Genomic DNA, 16,210 nt, shown 5'->3' on the forward strand with positions numbered 1-16,210 from the left:
GGTCACGGGCTGAACGTGTTGCTGCGGTCGTCCCACCGGGTGCGTACCCGCGGACCGGGGCCTGTGGAGCCCGGTACGCCGGTCCGGCCGGCTTGGCTGGACATCTGGCACAACGCTCCGGGTTCCCAAAACGTTCCCGGCTCGCCTGAAAAGGAGACGGCTGCCGGCGCGCTCCGGTTGCTCCACCATTGCTGAGCTTTTGCTGAGAACGGTCCGTGACCGGAGAACCTGAGAATCCCATGTGAATCGGGTCAGGAAGTGAACCGTCCCAGCATGGTCTAGACCTCCACGAGAACAGTGAAAGGACCGTCGTTGACGCTCGAGACCGCCATCATCGCCCCGAAACGGCCCGTCGCGACGGTCGCGCCACGACCACGCAGCTCGGCCACGACGGCGTCCACCAACGGCTCGGCGACCTCGGGCCGGGCGGCCTGCGTCCACGACGGCCGGCGCCCTTTCTTCGTCTCGCCGTAGAGCGTGAACTGGCTCACCACGAGCAGCGGCGCATTCGCCGTGGCGCATGATTCCTCGTCACGCAACACGCGCAGCTCGTGCAATTTGCGCGCCATCACGGCGGCCTTCGCCGCGTCGTCGCCGACGTGGATTCCCAGCAGCACCAGCAAACCCGGTCCGTCGATCGCCCCGACGACCTCGCCGTCGACCGTCACGTCCGCCCGCGTGACGCGGGCCGCGACCGCCCTCACCGGCCCGCCGGGACGAGCATGCCGTGCCGGACGAGCTCCCGGACGACGGGCAGCGCGGCGGCCGCCAGCTCCGCGGCCTCCATGCCCTGCGCGGCCGCCAGGAGCTCGATCAGGTCCTCCAGCGGCAACGCGCCGCGGCAGCCGGCGAGCAGCCGCGCGGCCAGGTCGTCGACCTCGTGCTGCCAGCCCGGCCCGTCGGTGCGGTGCAGCCGCCGGACGGTCGTCGCCCAGCCTTCGTCACCGGGTTCCTCGATGCTTTCCAGCAAAACCGTGTCCGGGACCACAAAACGGACATCAAGTAACGAATCTCCCGATTCCCGCAGCCATTCCACGCGGTCGAGCCAGCCGGCCGCTTCCGGGCCCAGCGGGTCGTCGTAGGCCTGCCGCAGGTCCTCGCACACCACGGTCGGCGTGCGCCCGGCCGCGCGCCGCAGCGTCACGAAGCCGAAGCCGATGCCCCGGACGTCGTGGGCGGCGAACCAGTCGAGCCATGCCGCCGCCTTCGCTCGGCCCTCCGGCGAACGCGGGTCGAGGCCCGCGTCCCGCAGCCAGGTGCCGACGTAGAGCGCCGGGTCGGCGACGTCGCGCTGGACGAACCAGGCGTCGGTCTCGGCGGGCAGCCAGCGGCTCACCCGGTCGGCCCAGTCTTCGCGGCCGGTGTGCAGCCAGGAGGCCAGCAGCTGGCCGACGCCGTCCTCGTTGAGGAAGCCGGGCAGCTGCCGGATGACGAGCGCGCTCGCGTCGTCGCCGGCCAGCCCGGAGTCGCGGTAGGTGTAGTCCACCCGGGCGGGGCCGACCACAAACGGCGGGTTGCAGACGACCTGGTCGAACTTCCGCCGCGCGACCGGCGCGAACCACTCGCCGCGCACGAGCTCGACGTCCAGCTCGTTGAGCCGGAACGTCGCCGCGGCCAGGGCCAGCGCCCGTGCGGAGACGTCGGTGGCGGTCACGCGCTGCGCGTGCCGGGTCGCGTGCAGCGCCTGGACGCCGTTGCCGGTGCCCAGGTCGAGCAGGGTGCCGACCGGGCGGCGGCTGGTCGCGCGGATCAGCGACAGCGACGCGTGGCCGACGCCGAGCACGTGGTCCTCGGGCACGGTGGTGCCGAGCACGTCGGCGTCGAGGTCGGAGACGACCCACCAGGAGCCTTCTTCGTCACCGTGGGGGCGGATGTCGAGCGCGGCGCGGTAGCCGTCCTGGGCCGCGCTCAGCACGCCCGCGGCGACGGCGTCTTCCGGCGTCAGCGGGGCGAAGGCGGCCTTGACCGCGGTCTCCGGCTCGACGCCGCCCAGCAGGAACAGCCGGATCAGCGTGCCCAGGTCGCCCGCGTCCCGGCTCGCGCGCTCGGCCGGCACCGGCTCGCCGCGGCCCAGCGCCGCGTGCGCGGCCCCGCCGAGGGCGGCCACCACGCCGTCGGCGTCGTAGGAGGTGCGCCGGAAGGCCTCGCGCAGCCGCGCGCAGACGTCGTCGGACAGGTCGGGCAGTACGCTTCGCGTGCTCACGGTGGGTAATGCTGCCACGATGGCCCCTGTGACCCTCGAAGACGTCCTCACCCCGCTCGACGCGGCGCTGCCCGAGCTCGAAGCGCTCTACATCGACCTCCATCGCCATCCCGAGCTGTCCTTCGCCGAGACCCGGACGGCGGCCGAGCTGGCCCGGCGGCTGGAGCACGACGGCTACGAGGTGCACACCGGCATCGCCGGTACCGGCGTGCTGGGCGTCCTGCGCAACGGCGAGGGCCCGACGGTGCTCCTGCGCGCCGACATCGACGCGCTGCCGGTCGAGGAGAAGACCGGGCTGTCGTACGCGAGCACCGCCCGCGGCACCGACGAGCACGGCACGGACGTCCCGGTCATGCACGCGTGCGGGCACGACATGCACGCCACCTGGCTCTCCGGCGCCGCGGCGCTGCTCGCGAAGGGCCGCGACACCTGGTCCGGCACGCTGCAGGTGGTCTTCCAGCCGGGGGAGGAGGGCGCGGGCGGCGCCGTCCGGATGGTCCGCGACGGCCTCTTCGACCGCGCCGGCACGCCGGACGTCGTGTTCGGCCAGCACCTGGTGCCCGGCCCCGCCGGCTGGGTGCTCACCCGGCCCGGCGTGATCATGGCCGCGACCGACACCCTGCGCATCACCCTGCACGGCCGCGGCGGCCACGGCTCGCGCCCGGAGACGACCGTCGACCCGGCCGTGCTGGCCGCGTGCGTGGTGCTCAAGCTGCAGACGATCGTCTCGCGCGAGATCGCCGCCACCGACTCGGCGGTGGTCACCGTCGGCTCGCTGCACGTGGGCACCGCGAGCAATGTCATCGCCGACGACGCCGTGCTCGAGGTGAACGTCCGGTCGTTCGACCAGGCCGTCCGCGAGCGCGTGCTCGCCGCGGTGGAGCGGATCGTGAACGGCGAGGCCGCGACGGCCGGCGCGCCGAAGCCGCCCGAGATCGTCCGGTCCGGCTCCTACCCGATCACCGAGAACGACGAAGCCGCCAACGACGCGCTCACCGAGGTCTTCCGCGGCCACTTCGGCGCCGACGTCGTGCTGCCGGCGCCGCTGGTCACCGGCAGCGAGGACTTCAGCGAGTTCGGCCGCGCGGCCGGCGTCCCGTCGGTGTTCTGGCTGGTCGGCGGCTTCGACCCGCAGACGGTCATCACGGCGATGACCGAGGGCCGGTTCGAGCGCGACATCCCGTCCAACCATTCGCCGCGCTTCGCCCCGGTGCTGCACCCGACCCTGCGCACGGGCATCGAAACGCTCGTGACGGCGGCGCTCAGCCGGTTGTCCCACCCAGGTGACGCATGAGCGCCACAGGTGGGACGATGGGGAACGGAGGTGGTGCAGTGACCATGCCCGCCAACGACTCGGACCCGGTGCTGATCACCGGGGCGGCCCCGTCGTACGAAGAGCAGTTCAAGGCGCGCAAGCGCAAGTACGTGATCATGATGGCGTGCCGCATCCCGTGCCTGATCCTCGCCGGGCTGACCTACCACACGTGGTGGCTGGCGCTGGGGTTCCTCGCGATCTCGGTGCCGCTGCCGTGGATCGCGGTCCTGATCGCGAACGACCGCCCGCCCCGCAAGTCCGAGAACGTCTCGACCTACCAGCACGAGGCGAAGGCGATCGAAAGCACCAGCCACCGCGTCATCGACGGTTGACAAGCTCCGGCTCACCCCGGCTGCGGGCCCACCTTCCCGACGGCCAGCGCGCCGAGCCGCGTCCCGCGGCGCAGGACGTCCACAGTGGACTCGCCGGCCAGCCAGCCGGTGAGCACCCCGGCGTCGAACGCGTCGCCCGCGCCGGTCGAGTCGAGGCACTCGGCCGCCACCGCGGGCACGCTCGTGACACCGCCGTCGTCGACCCAGCTGGCGCCGTCCAGGCCGGCGGTCACGACCACCGCGCCGACCGTGCCGAGCAGTTCCTTCGCCGACGTCGGGTCCGCTGAACCGGTCAGCGCCACCAGCTCTTCGGTGTTCGGCATCAGCAGGTCGACGCCGCGGACGTCGTCGAGGAACGCGGCCGGGTCGGTGATGTGCGCGGCCGCCTGCGGGTCGACCGACGTCGTCAGCCCTTGTTCGCGAGCCGCCGCCAGCGCGGCCAGCCCGGCCGCGCGCGACGGCGGGTCCAGCAGCACGTAACCGGACAGGTGCAGGTGGCCCGCCCCGGACAGGGACTCGGGAGTGACGTCCTCGGGGGCGAAGCGCTGGTTCGCACCGCGGTCGGCGAGCATGCTCCGCTGCCCGGAACCGTCGACCATCACCACGACGCAGCACGTCGGCGCCTCGGGGTCGACCGCGAACGCGCACCGCACGCCCGCCGCCTCCAGTTCGGCCCGGATCAGCCGGCCGCCCGGGTCGTCGCCGATCCGCGCGAGCAACGTCGTCTCCGCGCCGAGGTGCCGCAGCCACAGCGCCGTGTTGGCGCCCGAGCCGCCGCCGGTGAACCGGATCTTCGCGCGGGCGTCGCCGCCGTGCGGCAACGGCTTGTCGTGCCGGGCGATCACGTCCAGGGCGGCGTCGCCGACCACCACGATGCCGTTCATGCCAGCGCCACCGCCACCTCGGTCGCCAGCTTCGCGTTGTTCAGCACCAGTGCTTCGTTCGCGTCGATGCTCACGCCCGCGCTCGCGGTGTGGAAGTGCTCCAGCAGCACCGGCGTGACGTCGGCGCCGTGCACGCCCCGCTCGGCGACCAGCGCGAGGCCTTCGGCGAGCAGCCGGTCGTGCAGTTCTTTGTCCATTTCGGACGCTTCGGGGATCGGGTTCGCCAGCAGGACACCGGAATCCGCGTACGCGCGGTGCGCGGTGACCACGGCGGCGGCCTGCTTCGGGTCGTCGACCCGCCAGCCGACCGCGTGGCCGGACGAGCGGAGGTAGAACGCCGGGAAGTCGTCGGTGCGGTACCCGAGCACCGGCACCGAGTTCGTCTCCAGCACCTCGAGCGTCGCCGGGATGTCGAGGACCGACTTCACGCCGGAGCAGACGACCACGGTCGGCACCTTCGCGAGCACGCCGAGGTCCGCGGAGATGTCCCACGACTGCGCGGCGCCGACGTGCACGCCGCCGAGCCCGCCGGTGGCGAACATCCCGATGCCGGCCGCGGCGGCCAGCGCCGACGTGCTCGCCACGGTCGTCGCGCCCGAGCGGCCGAGGCCGACGGCCGGGCCGAGGTCGCGCAGCGACAGCTTGTCCAGGCCGGCGTCCGGCGCGCAGACGCGCTCGAGTTCGGCGGGGGAGAGGCCGATGACGACGCGGCCGTCGAGCACCGCGATGGTGGCCGGGACGGCGCCGCCGTCGCGCACCACGCGCTCGAGGCGGTGGGCGACGGCGAGGTTGCGGCCCGGCGGCAGGCCGTGGGACAGGATGGTGCTCTCCAGCGCGACGACGGGGTGCCCGTCACGCAGCGCCGAGGCGACCTCTTCGTGCAGGGTGAGTGGGGTGGTCACGAGGAACCATCATCGGTGATCGGGTTGCTCCCGGCGCCAGTGGGTCAGCTCGGCGGTGAGGTTCTCCGCCGCGGCGGTCGCCCAGCGTGTCCGCGCGGCTTCGCTGCGGTAGAGCGTCCTGGTCAGCATGCCTTCGAGGACGGCGATGCGGCCTTCGCGCCAGACGTCGTCGGGGTACTTCGCGTACTCCTCGCGCACGGCCTTGGCGTACACGGCGTACTTCGGTTCCGGCGCGCCGAGGATGGCGAGATCGGCGTCGAGCAGCGCGGTGGCGAGGGCGTCGCCGGCCGGGGCGTCGTGCTTGATCGTGGCGAGGACCAGGCCTTCGACGCGCTCGATGTGCGGCTCGGCGACCCCCGCCAGCGCTTCGCGGGCCCAGTCCGCGCTGGCGCGTTCGTCTTCGCCGGGCTTCGCGTCGTACACGACGTCGTGCGTCCAGGCCGCGACGGCGACGATCGCGCGGTCGACGTCGCCGAGGCCTTCGGCCAGCCAGGCGGAGTCGCGCGCGACGGCGGCCGCGTGGTCGAGCGTGTGGTAGCGGCGGTGCGGTTCGCCGTAGCGGGCTTCGAGCCGCGGCCAGGCATCGGGCACGCCGCCCAGCACGGCGATCGCTTCGTCCCACTTCACGGGAACGTCCAGCGCGTCGGCGTGCCCGTGAAGTCCTTCTCCCGCAACCCGAACGCCTTCTCCGGCCGCAGCCGCATCGAGGCGTTGGCGGCGGGGTCGAGGAAGTCTTCTTCGTACGCCGTCGAGTACTTCTCGTTCATCGCGTCGAGGAACGAGCGCAATGCCGCCGGGTCGGTGACGATCTCGGCCGTCCCTTCGACGACGACGGGTTCGTACGGGTCGTCCGTCGCGATCGACACGGCCGAGCCCGCGGCGACGTTCCGCGCCTTGGCCGATCGAAGCGACGACGAGAACCACAGCACCTCGCCGGTCCACACCGCCCAGACCGGCATCAGGTGCGGGCGCCCCGCCGGCGTGACGGTCGCCAGCCAGAAGTCGTGCGACTCCCGCAGCCGCGTCTCGGCCCACGACCAGGGCAGCAGCCCCGAGGGATCGGCCGCGATCCCGTAGCCGGGCATGTGCGGGCGCTCCGCGCGGGGCGTGGGCATCAGTCGAAGATGCCGCGTGGGCGGGCGACCTGGTCGAGCCAGTCTTCGAGTTGCTTCTCCCAGTTCACGTCCGGCTTCATCGTGAACATCCCGAGGAAGTCCTGCCCGCGCCCGCCGAAGCCGCCGGTCTTGCTGACCCGGACCCGCTTGGTGACCTCCAGGACGACGTCCGTGCGGCTCGACGACGCCAGGAACGTCACCGCGAGCTGGGAGAACGCGCTCGCGAAGCGCGGCGAAGGCGTGAAGCGGATCTCCTGGAAGAAGGGCAGCTGCTGCTGGGCGCCGTTGATCCGGCCCTGCTCGAGGATCGCCTCGCGGAAGGTGAAGCCGGTCCGGCTCAGCGCGTCGAGGACCCGCTTCTGCGCGGGGAGCGGCTCGATCGCGACGGCGTCGGCGTCGAAGGGGTCGGACACGGCCGCGGCCAGGTCCAGCTCGGCCCGCACGCCGACCGCCATCCCGGTCAGCGGCTTGGCGTAGACGCTCGTGACCGGCGTCTCCCACGGCAGCGGCACCTCGAACGGCAGGCGCACCTGCTGGCCGGCCCGGATCGTCTCGGCGCCGACCAGGTGCTGGGTGCCGAACGGGAGGTCTTCGGTCTTGTCCGTGCCGGGGACCTGGACGCGGGCCAGCAGCGTCACCGCGAGGCCCTTGATCTCCTGGTCGACCTCGCCGCCGGCCAGCAGCACCTCGCCGTGCAGGGGACGGCCGGGGGATGCGGTCCGGTCGAGCAGGCGGGCGTCGATCTTCGCCCCGCCCGAGCCGAACGTCGCGAGCACCTTCTGGAACATGCCGCCGATCCTGCCAGGTCGAGGGGCTTTCGTACGAGCTTCCGCGGGACTGGGGCACAATGGCCGGGTGAGCACCGAGACGCTGACGAAGCCGGAAACCACGCCCGAGGGCACGGAGACCGCCGACGACGACACACCGAAGATGTTCCACTACGTGAAGAAGAACAAGATCGCCGAAAGCGCGGTCATGGGCAACTTCGTGGTGGCGCTCTGCGGCGAGGTCTTCCCGGTGACGAAGTCGCCGAAGCCCGGGTCGCCGGTCTGCCCGGACTGCAAGAAGATCTTCGACGGGCTGCGCCCGGGGGAGTGACCCCGGCCCCGGACCCCGGCTGACGACCGTCGGCCGGGGTTCCGTGCTGTCCGGAAAGGGACAGATCACCGGGACAAACGTGAAAACCCTTCATAAGACGGGTGCGCGCGGGGCAGGACACCTGGTAAATCCAGCGGGCCAGGTTCCCTCACCCACCGGAGTCGCACATGCGCAGAACCGGGATCGTCGTCGCCGTAGCCGCCCTGCTGACCGTGTTCGCCCCTGCGCTGGCGCAAGCCGTCACGGGCTGGTCGGAGGTCGGCCGGGACCAAGCCCGCGCCCTGGACGAGAGCCAGGGGCTCGCCACGATCGTCCGCCCGTCGGGCACCACCATCCGCTACACCGGGATCAGCACCATCCCGGCGGACCTCAACTCGCAGGGCTGGAACCACGTCGGCGACCCGGGCTCGGCCCAGGGCTGGTACGTCGAGCCCTACCAGCGTGACGACCGGGGCGCGAAGCTCTTCCGCGTCCAGGCCCCGGACGGCTCGTGGGCGAACTACAAGCACAACCTCGAGTCGTGGGAGGCGAACAACAACTCGTTCGCCGCGGTGTCGCCGGACGCGCGCTGGCTGGTGGCGGGGGAGTGGGGCACGATGGACCGCCTCCTGGTCCACCCGATGCCCGGCGTGGCGGCCACCGACCCGGCGCAGAACCTGCCCCTGGCGGGCACGATCCGCCTCGACCACCAGGTCCGCGACGTCCAGGGCTGCGACTTCCAGACGGCGACCCGCCTGCTCTGCGCGTCCGACGACCCGGACGGCAGCCTCTTCGGCACGACGAAGCCGCTGCTGCAGGTCGACCTCGCGGGTCCGCTGTCCGGCTCGGACGTCGCGGGGCACGTGACGTCGCTGGGTCAGCTGCCGCTGCGCAGCGGCTGCAGCGGCAACTTCGAGGTCGAGGGCATCGACTTCGACGAGCGGGACAACACCCTGCGCGTGATCGTGATGTCGCCGAGCATCTGCATCCTCTTCGACAGCATGACCTACCGCTTCAAGCAGTAGCCGTAACTCGCGTGATCAGACCCGTGACTCACGTGATTGGGGCCGTAACTCGCGAGTTACGGCCCCAATCACGCGAGATCCGGCTCGGATCACGCGAGTTACGTGGTCAGGCGGTGGTGGCGGGGTCCAGGGACTCCGACTCCGGCGCTTCGACCGGGTGTCGCTTCGCTTCGCGGCGAGCCTTCCGGCGCTCCTTGCGGGTCTCGACCATCGTGTACAGGGTCGGGACCAGCACGAGCGTCAGCAGCGTCGAGCTGACCAGGCCGCCGATCACCACGATCGCCAGTGGCTGGCCGATGAACCCGCCCTGGCCGGTGATGCCCAGCGCCATCGGGACCAGCGCGAAGATCGTCGCCGCCGCGGTCATCAGGATCGGCCGCAGCCGGCGCCGGCCGCCCTCGGTGACCGCGTCCGCGACGCTCATCCCCTCGGCGCGGTACTGGTTGATCAGGTCGATCAGCACGATCGCGTTGGTCACCACGATCCCGACCAGCATCAGCATGCCGATCAGCGCCGGCAGCCCGAGCGCCGTGCCGGTGGCCAGCAGCAGCCCGATCGCGCCGGTCGCCGCGAACGGGATCGACACCAGCAGGATCAGCGGCTGGATCAGGCTGCGGAACGTCGCCACCATGATCAGGAACACGATCGCGATCGCGGCCAGCAGCGCCAGGAACAGGTTCGAGAACGCCTCCTGCTGGTCCTGGCTCACGCCGCCGAGCGAGTAGGACGCGCCGCCGGTGAACGTCAGCCCGTCCAGCTTGGACTGGATGTCCGCGGTCGTCTTGCTCAGGTTGTCGCCGGTGTTCTTGGCCGTGACCGTGGTGCTCAGGTCGCCGCCGGTGCGGTGCACCGACGCCGGGCCGTCCACAGTGGACACCTTCGCGACCTCGTCGAGCCGGACGACGCCCGCGGGACCCGGGATCGGCAGGCCCTTCACCTGGTCGACCGTGACCGGCGCGGTGCCGGCGCGCAGCACGACGTCGGTGCGCTGGCCGCCGACCGGCAGCTGCGTCACGGTGCGGCCGGCGATCGCCTGGTTGGCGACCTGGCCGATGGTGCTCGCCGACAGCCCGTGCGCGGCGGCCGCGGCGTCGTCCACCTCGACCTGCACCCGCGGCGAGCCGACGGCGAGGTCGCTGCTCACCTCGGTCAGCCCGGACACCCCGCCCAGCGCCTGCACGACCTGGTCGGACGCGGGCTTCAGCGCGGCCTCCGTCGGCGCGGTCACCGTCACCGAGACCTGGTCGGAGTTGAACCCGGACGCGTCCGCGCCGATCTTGATCTCGCCCAGCTCCGGCCGGGAGGTCAGCTTCGACCGCAGCCGGTCCGACAGCGCGTTGAGGTCGGTGTCCTTCGCGACGGTGACGGAGATGCTCGTCGAGGTACCGCCACCGCCGAAGCCGAACGCGCCTCCGCCGCCGACGCTGACCTGGTAGGTCTGCACCGCGGGCTCGGCGGCCAGGGCCTGCTCGACCGCCGTCGCCGCCTTCTCCTTCGCCTCGACGCTCGTGCCCGCGGGCAGCTTCTGCGTCATGTTCAGCGTGGTGCCGCCGGACTGGTCGAGGAAGTTCGTGTTCAGCCGCGTCGCGAGCCCGACGGTGCCGGCGAAGATCAGCAGCGCCAGCAGCACGACGGTCAGCCGCCGCTTGGTCGCGAACCGGATCACCGGCAGGTACGCCCGCTGCAGGAAGCTGCGACGCTCCTTCTCGACGGCCGCTTCGCGCGCCCGCTCGGCCTCGATGGCGTCCGCCGGGATCTCCGGCTGCTTCAGGAACCAGTACGCCAGCACCGGAACCACGGTCAGCGACACGAGCAGCGAAGCCAGCAGCGCCACCGTGACGGTGATCGCGAATGGCGAGAACAGTTCGCCGACGAAACCGCCGACGAACGCGATCGGCAGGAACACCGCGACGGTCGTCAGCGTGGACGACGTCACCGCGCCGGCCACCTCGCGGACGCCGTCGAGCACCGCCCGCTGCTTCTCCTCGCCGTAACCCAGGTGCCGCTTGATGTTCTCCAGCACCACAATGGAGTCGTCGACCACCCGGCCGATCGCGATGGTCAGCGCGCCGAGGGTGAGCAGGTTGAGCGACAGGTCGCCGGTCCACAGCGCGATCAGCGCGACCACCACCGACAGCGGGATCGACACCGCGGTCACCAGCGTCGAGCGCACCGACAGCAGGAACAGCAGGATCACGATGACGGCGAACGCCAGGCCCAGCAGGCCTTCGGTGGTCAGGCCGCTGATCGCGTCCTTCACCGGCGTGCCCTGGTCGAACACGACGCTCATCTCGGCGCCGGTCTTCTTCGCCAGGTCCGGCAGCTTGGCGCGGACCGCGTCGGAGATCGCGACGGCGTTCCCGTTGTCCACCATGGTGATCGAGAGGCCGAGGCTCGGCTTGCCGTTGGTGCGCGTGATCGACGTCGCCGGCGCGAAGCCGGTCTGGACGTCGGCGACGTCACCCAGCTTCACCGGCCCGCGCGCAGGTGTGCCCGGCCGGGACGCGGCGGAAGCGGCGCTCGGCGTGAGGTACAGGTTGCGGAGGGTGTCCACAGTGGTCTGCCCGCCGCCGACCTGGACGCTCAGCGTCTTGTCGCCTTCGGTCAGCGTGCCGGCCGGCACGGCGGCGCCGGCCGTCTGCAGCGTGGTCGCGATCGACGCCGGATCGACCCCGGCGGCGGCCAGCTTCGCGTAGTCCAGCGTGATCGTGACGCGCGGCTGCTGCACGCCCGTGACGGTCACCGTGCGGACGCCGTCGATCTTCCGCAGCTCCGGCGCGACCTGGTCGGTCAGCGCGGGAGCGAGCTTCTGCGGGTCGCCGGCCGTGCCCGCGGCGACCAGCACCACCGGCAGGTCGTCGGTGCTGCCGGCGGACACCGACGGGTCGGAGTTCTGCGGCAGCCGGGGCCGGACCTGGTTCACCGCCTGCTGGATCTGCGAGACCGCCGCGTCGAGGTCGGTGCCGAACTCGAACTGCGTGACGACCCGCGAAACACCGTCCGACGACGTCGAGTTGATCTCTTCGAGGCCCTTGATCCCCTGCAGCGCGCCTTCGAGGGGCTCGGTGACCTGCCGATCGACCGCGTCGGGCGACGCGCCCGCGTATGCGGTGACGATCTGGGCCTGCGGGAACTGCAGCGACGGGAACAGCTGCTGTTTGATCTGCGGCAGCGCGAAAGCACCGAAACCGACGACCACGAGCGCGAGCAGGCCGATCAGGCTTCGGTTGCGCAGGCTCAATCTGGCCAGCACGGACATGACTCTGGGAACCCCCTCGGGAACGACGCGGCGACCGACGCCTGCGTCAGTGACCCGAGGAGCTTCCCATGTCCGACCTGAGGGGCGACTCAGTCTGTGGGTGGATTCCGGGTCGTCCCCTGGGAGGAGACGCGACCCTGAGCAGCGCTGGGTGCCGGATCGGGCGCGCTCGGTGACGGCTCGTCCTCTTCGGACGGTCCGGTGGCCTCCTCCGGCGCGTCACCGTTGGGGGAGACGTCTTCCGGACGCGGGCGGCGCAGCGGCGTGGTCGTGCGCTCCCACAGCTTGCGGCCCTCTTCGGTGCGCAGCCGCTCGGAAGCGCGTTCCATCTCCAGCCGCCGCCACTTGCGCCGCTGCCGCCGGGTCGCCTTCGCCGGCCACAGCTCCTGGATCGCGCTGTTGAAGTACGCGCCGCCGACCACGGCCAGCCCGATGAAGAACATCAGCAGCAGGAACGCGATCGGGGCGGCCAGCGCGCCGTAGGTGTAACCCGTTTTGGTGATCCAGTTCAGGTAGACGCGCAGGCCGACCGAGGAGAGCAGGAACACGACCATCGCGAGCCCCGCGCCGGGCAGCCCGCGGTGCCACGGCAGCTTCCGCGGCAGGGCGAGCTTGTACAGCGTGGTCAGCGCGAGGGTGATCATCACCCCGAGGGTCGGGAAGTACAGCGCGCTCACCCACGACGTGACCGTCGGGCGCCAGTCGGCGGGGAAGAACTCCGGCAGCAGGTCGGGGCCGATCGCCAGCAGCGGCAGCCCGACCACCAGGATGACCAGGCCGCACAGGTACAGCAGCAGCGCGAAGATCCGCTGCCAGACGTCGTTGCGGACGCCGTACTGGTCGTGGGCGACGGTGATCGCGTCCACGAACGACGACATCGCCGACGAACCCGCCCACAGCGAGATCAGGAAGCCGACCGAGACGATCTCGCCCTTGCCGACGGTGAGGATGCTGTTCACGGTCGGCTCGATGATGTCCTGGACGGCGTTGCTGCTGAACACCGTCTTGCAGAAGCCGATGATCCGGTCGTGCACCTGGGCGACGACATCTTGGCCGAACCACTCGCCGACGAAGCCCAGGCTGCCGAGCAGTCCCAGCAGCAGAGGGGGCAGCGACAGCGTCTGCCAGAAGGCCGCTTCGGCGGCCTCCGAGAAGATGTTGCCCTCCCAGGCCTTGCCGAGCGTGCGCGTGAGGAGGCGCCACGGCCCCTTGCGGGCCACCTTCGTCGCTCCCGACGGCTGCACCTCACCCATGACGTGTCCAGCATGGTCCATCCGTGCAGATTTGGCTCGTCACCCTGCCTGCACCCGGGCGTGTCGGGGGACATCACCCGTGCCGGTGCCGGGAAGTGTCGGACCCGGCCGGTAGACTCGCTCCAGTGCCCTCACCGCAGTCATCGACGCCGAAGTCGGTACCACAGTGAGGGTTTTCGCACGTCAAAGCACTTGAGCGGCACTTGAGCGAGGGGGGACCGGCATGACGGAGACGCAGCTCGGGGCGCCTCCCGCGGAGAAGGACTCGACCGCGCGCCCGCTGCGTGCGTGGCAGCGGCGGGCGCTCACCAAGTACCTGACGCGCCGGCCGAAGGACTTCCTCGCGGTGGCGACGCCCGGCGCCGGCAAGACCGTGTTCGGCCTGCGGATCGCGGCCGAACTGCTGAGCGACCGCACGATCGAGGCGGTCACGATCGTCACGCCGACCGAGCACCTCAAGCACCAGTGGGCTTCGGCGGCCGCCACGGCCGGCATCCAGATCGACTCGAACTTCCGCAACACCACCGGCGTCACCTCGTCGGACTACAACGGTGTCGCGCTGACGTACGCGCAGGTCGCGGCGCACCCCACGCTGCACCGGGTGCGCACGGAGAACCGCAAGACGCTGGTCATCCTCGACGAGATCCACCACGGCGGTGACGCGAAGTCCTGGGGCGACGCGATCCGCGAGGCCTTCACCCCGGCCGTCCGGCGGCTGTCGCTGACCGGGACGCCGTTCCGGTCCGACGACTCGGCCATCCCGTTCGTCACCTACGAGCCGGACTCGGGCGGCTTCCAGCGCAGCAAGGCCGACCACTCGTACGGCTACGCGGACGCGCTGGCCGACGGCGTGGTCCGGCCGGTCGTCTTCCTGGCGTACTCGGGCGAGGCCTCCTGGCGCACGAGCGCAGGGGAGGAGTTCACCGCGCGCCTCGGCGAGCCGCTGACCGCGGAGCAGAACGCCCGGGCGTGGCGCACGGCGCTCGACCCGTCGGGCGAGTGGATCCCGGCGGTCCTGCACGCCGCGGACACCCGGCTGTCGCAGGTGCGCCAGAGCGTGCCGGACGCGGGCGGCCTGGTGATCGCCACCGACCAGGAGTCGGCGCGGGCGTACGCGAAGATCCTGGAGCGCATCTCGGGCGAGATGCCGACGCTGGTGCTGTCGGACGACCCGAAGGCCTCGGGCCGGATCAAGGAGTTCTCCGAGACGAACGAGCGCTGGATCGTGGCGGTCCGGATGGTCTCGGAAGGCGTCGACGTCCCGCGGCTCGCGGTGGGCGTGTACGCGACGAGCGCGTCGACCCCGCTGTTCTTCGCCCAGGCGATCGGCCGGTACGTGCGCGCCCGGAAGAAGGGCGAGACGGCGAGCGTGTTCCTGCCGTCGGTGCCGGTGCTGCTGGAGCTGGCCAGCGAGCTGGAAGCGCAGCGCGACCACGTGCTGGGCAAGCCGCACCGCGAGAAGGAAGGCTGGGAGGACGAGCTCCTCGCCCAGGCCAACCGCACCGAGGACGAGCCGGGCGAGGAAGAGAAGGCGTTCACGTCGCTGGGCGCCTCGGCCGAGCTCGACCAGGTCATCTACGACGGCAACTCGTTCGGCACGGCGGTGTTCTCGGGGTCGGACGAGGAGCAGGAGTACCTCGGCCTGCCGGGGCTGCTGGAGCCCGACCAGGTCCGCGCGCTGCTGCGGAAGCGGCAGGAAGAGCAGATCTCGGACGAGAAGCGCCGCAAGCCCGCGAAGGAGGAGCCGGCCCCGCAGGCTCGTCCCCAGTCGGTGAGCGAGCGGCTCGGCGCGCTGCGCAAGGAGCTGAACGCGCTGGTGGGGATGTACCACCACCGCACGAAGAAGCCGCATGGAGCGATCCACAACGAGCTTCGGCGGGTGTGTGGTGGGCCGGTGACCGCCATGGCGACCGTGGAGCAGCTCGAGGAACGGATCGTCACGCTGCGGACCTGGTGAGGCGCCGCGGCCCGAGGGGTTGATGGGCCGGTCGGCCGAGGTGTGTGGAGAGCCCGGTCGGACCAGGCCCGGTGGGGCCGAAGTGGGCGGCCGGTCGAGGTGCGTGGGCAGCCTGCTGGCTCGGACCTAGCCTGGTGGGGCCGAAGTGGGTGGCCGGTCGAGGTGCGTGGACTGCCTCGCTGGCTCGGACTAAGCCCGGTGGGGCCGAAGGCGGCGTGCGCAGCGGAGCCCGCGCGTGGTCGGCGGTCGTCCGGCTAAGTCGCGAAGTCGCGCAAACCTCGCCCACCGGATGCCGCGAGCAGCCCGCCGAGCCCGCCTTACCGTGCCCCGCGCGACCCCGCCCGCCCCGGGCTTGTCCCACCCACCGGTGTCGCCCAGGAGGCTGAACCGCCGGTCACCGTCCGTTCCGCCGGAGCTCCGCCGGACCTTCCACAACTTCGTGACGTTACGTGCCCGATCGGTCGTCTCCCGGCTGCCCGGGCGTCCCCCGACGGGTGGTGCTTCGGGCACGTTCGGGTGCGAAGTTCGCAAGTCGGCGACCAATCCCGCGCGTTTGCCGTGGGTTCACCACCACTTCGCGGCGGATCGCACTCGGTGTACACCGGCGGAGTATCTTCACCTTCGCAAGAAACCTGGATGTAACACACGGTAAGTGCTGGCGATCACATCGTCAGCGGATCTACTCTTTCCGGGCGACGCTCAGCCTGTGTTGCCGAACCGTGTCCAATTGGTGTCATTTAATCGATCCAGCTATCTTCCCCGCAGCCGCTCAGCGGCATATGTTGTCGCCCACAACATATGCGCGACGGTGCGCCGGGACCCTCCGGATCACCGCCTCGCAGGGCCCGAGACGACGTCGACGGCCCACTCGTCACCAATGCTTGGATC

Annotated in this window: 14 protein-coding genes; 5 read left to right on the forward strand and 9 right to left on the reverse strand. The window is 71.4% G+C overall.

The window, feature by feature from the left end; genetic code table 11:
* Positions 1 to 278: 278 nt before the first annotated feature.
* Entirely contained in the window at positions 279 to 704 is a 426-nt protein-coding gene (gene dtd, locus QQ657_RS27810; RefSeq protein WP_284745213.1) for a D-aminoacyl-tRNA deacylase, read from the reverse strand.
* Positions 701 to 2,203, reverse strand: a complete 1,503-nt coding sequence (locus QQ657_RS27815; protein WP_284745214.1) for a DUF7782 domain-containing protein — start codon at positions 2,201 to 2,203, stop codon at positions 701 to 703. Before QQ657_RS27815 ends, dtd begins: the two co-directional genes overlap by 4 nt.
* A gap of 28 nt (positions 2,204 to 2,231) precedes the next feature.
* On the opposite strand from QQ657_RS27815, the gene QQ657_RS27820 reads away from it, so the two are divergent.
* Together QQ657_RS27820 and QQ657_RS27825 are read left to right on the forward strand one after the other, a co-directional pair.
* Positions 2,232 to 3,497 carry an amidohydrolase gene (locus QQ657_RS27820; RefSeq protein WP_284745361.1) on the forward strand — a complete coding sequence of 422 codons (1,266 nt, stop codon included), beginning with the start codon at positions 2,232 to 2,234 and terminating at the stop codon, positions 3,495 to 3,497.
* Positions 3,498 to 3,514: 17 nt separating this feature from the next.
* Entirely contained in the window at positions 3,515 to 3,850 is a 336-nt protein-coding gene (locus tag QQ657_RS27825) for a DUF3099 domain-containing protein (RefSeq protein ID WP_434056783.1), read from the forward strand.
* Positions 3,851 to 3,861: 11 nt separating this feature from the next.
* Here QQ657_RS27825 and QQ657_RS27830 read toward each other — a convergent pair whose 3' ends face one another.
* The 5 genes from QQ657_RS27830 to QQ657_RS27850 are packed head-to-tail and all read right to left on the reverse strand — an operon-like array spanning position 3,862 to position 7,539.
* Positions 3,862 to 4,734 (reverse strand): carbohydrate kinase family protein, encoded by an 873-nt coding sequence (locus QQ657_RS27830; protein ID WP_284745216.1) that lies wholly within the window; start codon positions 4,732 to 4,734, stop codon positions 3,862 to 3,864.
* The gene (locus tag QQ657_RS27835) at positions 4,731 to 5,636 is read right to left on the reverse strand and encodes a pseudouridine-5'-phosphate glycosidase (protein WP_284745217.1); all 906 of its coding nucleotides are present in this window, start codon (positions 5,634 to 5,636) and stop codon (positions 4,731 to 4,733) included. Before QQ657_RS27835 ends, QQ657_RS27830 begins: the two co-directional genes overlap by 4 nt.
* 9 nt (positions 5,637 to 5,645) lie before the next feature.
* Positions 5,646 to 6,263 (reverse strand): HD domain-containing protein, encoded by a 618-nt coding sequence (locus tag QQ657_RS27840; RefSeq protein WP_284745218.1) that lies wholly within the window; start codon positions 6,261 to 6,263, stop codon positions 5,646 to 5,648.
* On the reverse strand, positions 6,260 to 6,751 hold the full coding sequence (locus QQ657_RS27845) for a PPOX class F420-dependent oxidoreductase (protein WP_284745219.1): 492 nt from the start codon (positions 6,749 to 6,751) through the stop codon (positions 6,260 to 6,262). Before QQ657_RS27845 ends, QQ657_RS27840 begins: the two co-directional genes overlap by 4 nt.
* Positions 6,751 to 7,539 (reverse strand): sporulation protein, encoded by a 789-nt coding sequence (locus QQ657_RS27850; RefSeq protein ID WP_284745220.1) that lies wholly within the window; start codon positions 7,537 to 7,539, stop codon positions 6,751 to 6,753. Before QQ657_RS27850 ends, QQ657_RS27845 begins: the two co-directional genes overlap by 1 nt.
* Before the next feature lie 67 nt (positions 7,540 to 7,606).
* Here QQ657_RS27850 and QQ657_RS27855 point away from each other — a divergent pair, with 67 nt between their 5' ends.
* Together QQ657_RS27855 and QQ657_RS27860 are read left to right on the forward strand one after the other, a co-directional pair.
* A complete protein-coding gene (locus tag QQ657_RS27855) occupies positions 7,607 to 7,849 on the forward strand; it encodes a DUF3039 domain-containing protein (protein WP_284745221.1) in 243 nt (80 codons plus the stop codon).
* Between the two features lie 167 nt (positions 7,850 to 8,016).
* On the forward strand, positions 8,017 to 8,853 hold the full coding sequence (locus tag QQ657_RS27860; protein WP_284745222.1) for a hypothetical protein: 837 nt from the start codon (positions 8,017 to 8,019) through the stop codon (positions 8,851 to 8,853).
* 106 nt (positions 8,854 to 8,959) lie between these two features.
* On the opposite strand, the gene QQ657_RS27865 is transcribed toward QQ657_RS27860, so the two are convergent.
* Entirely contained in the window at positions 8,960 to 12,112 is a 3,153-nt protein-coding gene (locus QQ657_RS27865) for an efflux RND transporter permease subunit (RefSeq protein ID WP_284745223.1), read from the reverse strand.
* An 89-nt stretch (positions 12,113 to 12,201) separates the two neighbouring features.
* Positions 12,202 to 13,365: a YihY/virulence factor BrkB family protein gene (locus QQ657_RS27870; RefSeq protein ID WP_284745224.1), complete on the reverse strand. Its 1,164-nt coding sequence runs from the start codon at positions 13,363 to 13,365 to the stop codon at positions 12,202 to 12,204.
* Positions 13,366 to 13,588: 223 nt separating this feature from the next.
* On the opposite strand from QQ657_RS27870, the gene QQ657_RS27875 reads away from it, so the two are divergent.
* Entirely contained in the window at positions 13,589 to 15,322 is a 1,734-nt protein-coding gene (locus tag QQ657_RS27875) for a DEAD/DEAH box helicase (RefSeq protein WP_284745225.1), read from the forward strand.
* The last annotated feature ends 888 nt before the right edge of the window (positions 15,323 to 16,210 follow it).

Source organism: Amycolatopsis ponsaeliensis (assembly GCF_030182635.1).
GTDB lineage: Bacteria > Actinomycetota > Actinomycetes > Mycobacteriales > Pseudonocardiaceae > Amycolatopsis > Amycolatopsis ponsaeliensis.

Bases quoted from the DNA above. Each gene is read 5' to 3' on its own strand.
- QQ657_RS27825 (WP_434056783.1), top strand. From the start codon at position 3,515: ATGGGGAACGGAGGTGGTGCAGTGACCATGCCCGCCAACGACTCGGAC.
- QQ657_RS27830 (WP_284745216.1), bottom strand. From the start codon at position 4,734: ATGAACGGCATCGTGGTGGTCGGCGACGCCGCCCTGGACGTGATCGCC.
- QQ657_RS27845 (WP_284745219.1), bottom strand. From the start codon at position 6,751: ATGCCCACGCCCCGCGCGGAGCGCCCGCACATGCCCGGCTACGGGATC.
- QQ657_RS27850 (WP_284745220.1), bottom strand. From the start codon at position 7,539: ATGTTCCAGAAGGTGCTCGCGACGTTCGGCTCGGGCGGGGCGAAGATC.
- QQ657_RS27860 (WP_284745222.1), top strand. From the start codon at position 8,017: ATGCGCAGAACCGGGATCGTCGTCGCCGTAGCCGCCCTGCTGACCGTG.
- QQ657_RS27865 (WP_284745223.1), bottom strand. From the start codon at position 12,112: ATGTCCGTGCTGGCCAGATTGAGCCTGCGCAACCGAAGCCTGATCGGC.
- QQ657_RS27870 (WP_284745224.1), bottom strand. From the start codon at position 13,365: ATGGGTGAGGTGCAGCCGTCGGGAGCGACGAAGGTGGCCCGCAAGGGG.
- QQ657_RS27875 (WP_284745225.1), top strand. From the start codon at position 13,589: ATGACGGAGACGCAGCTCGGGGCGCCTCCCGCGGAGAAGGACTCGACC.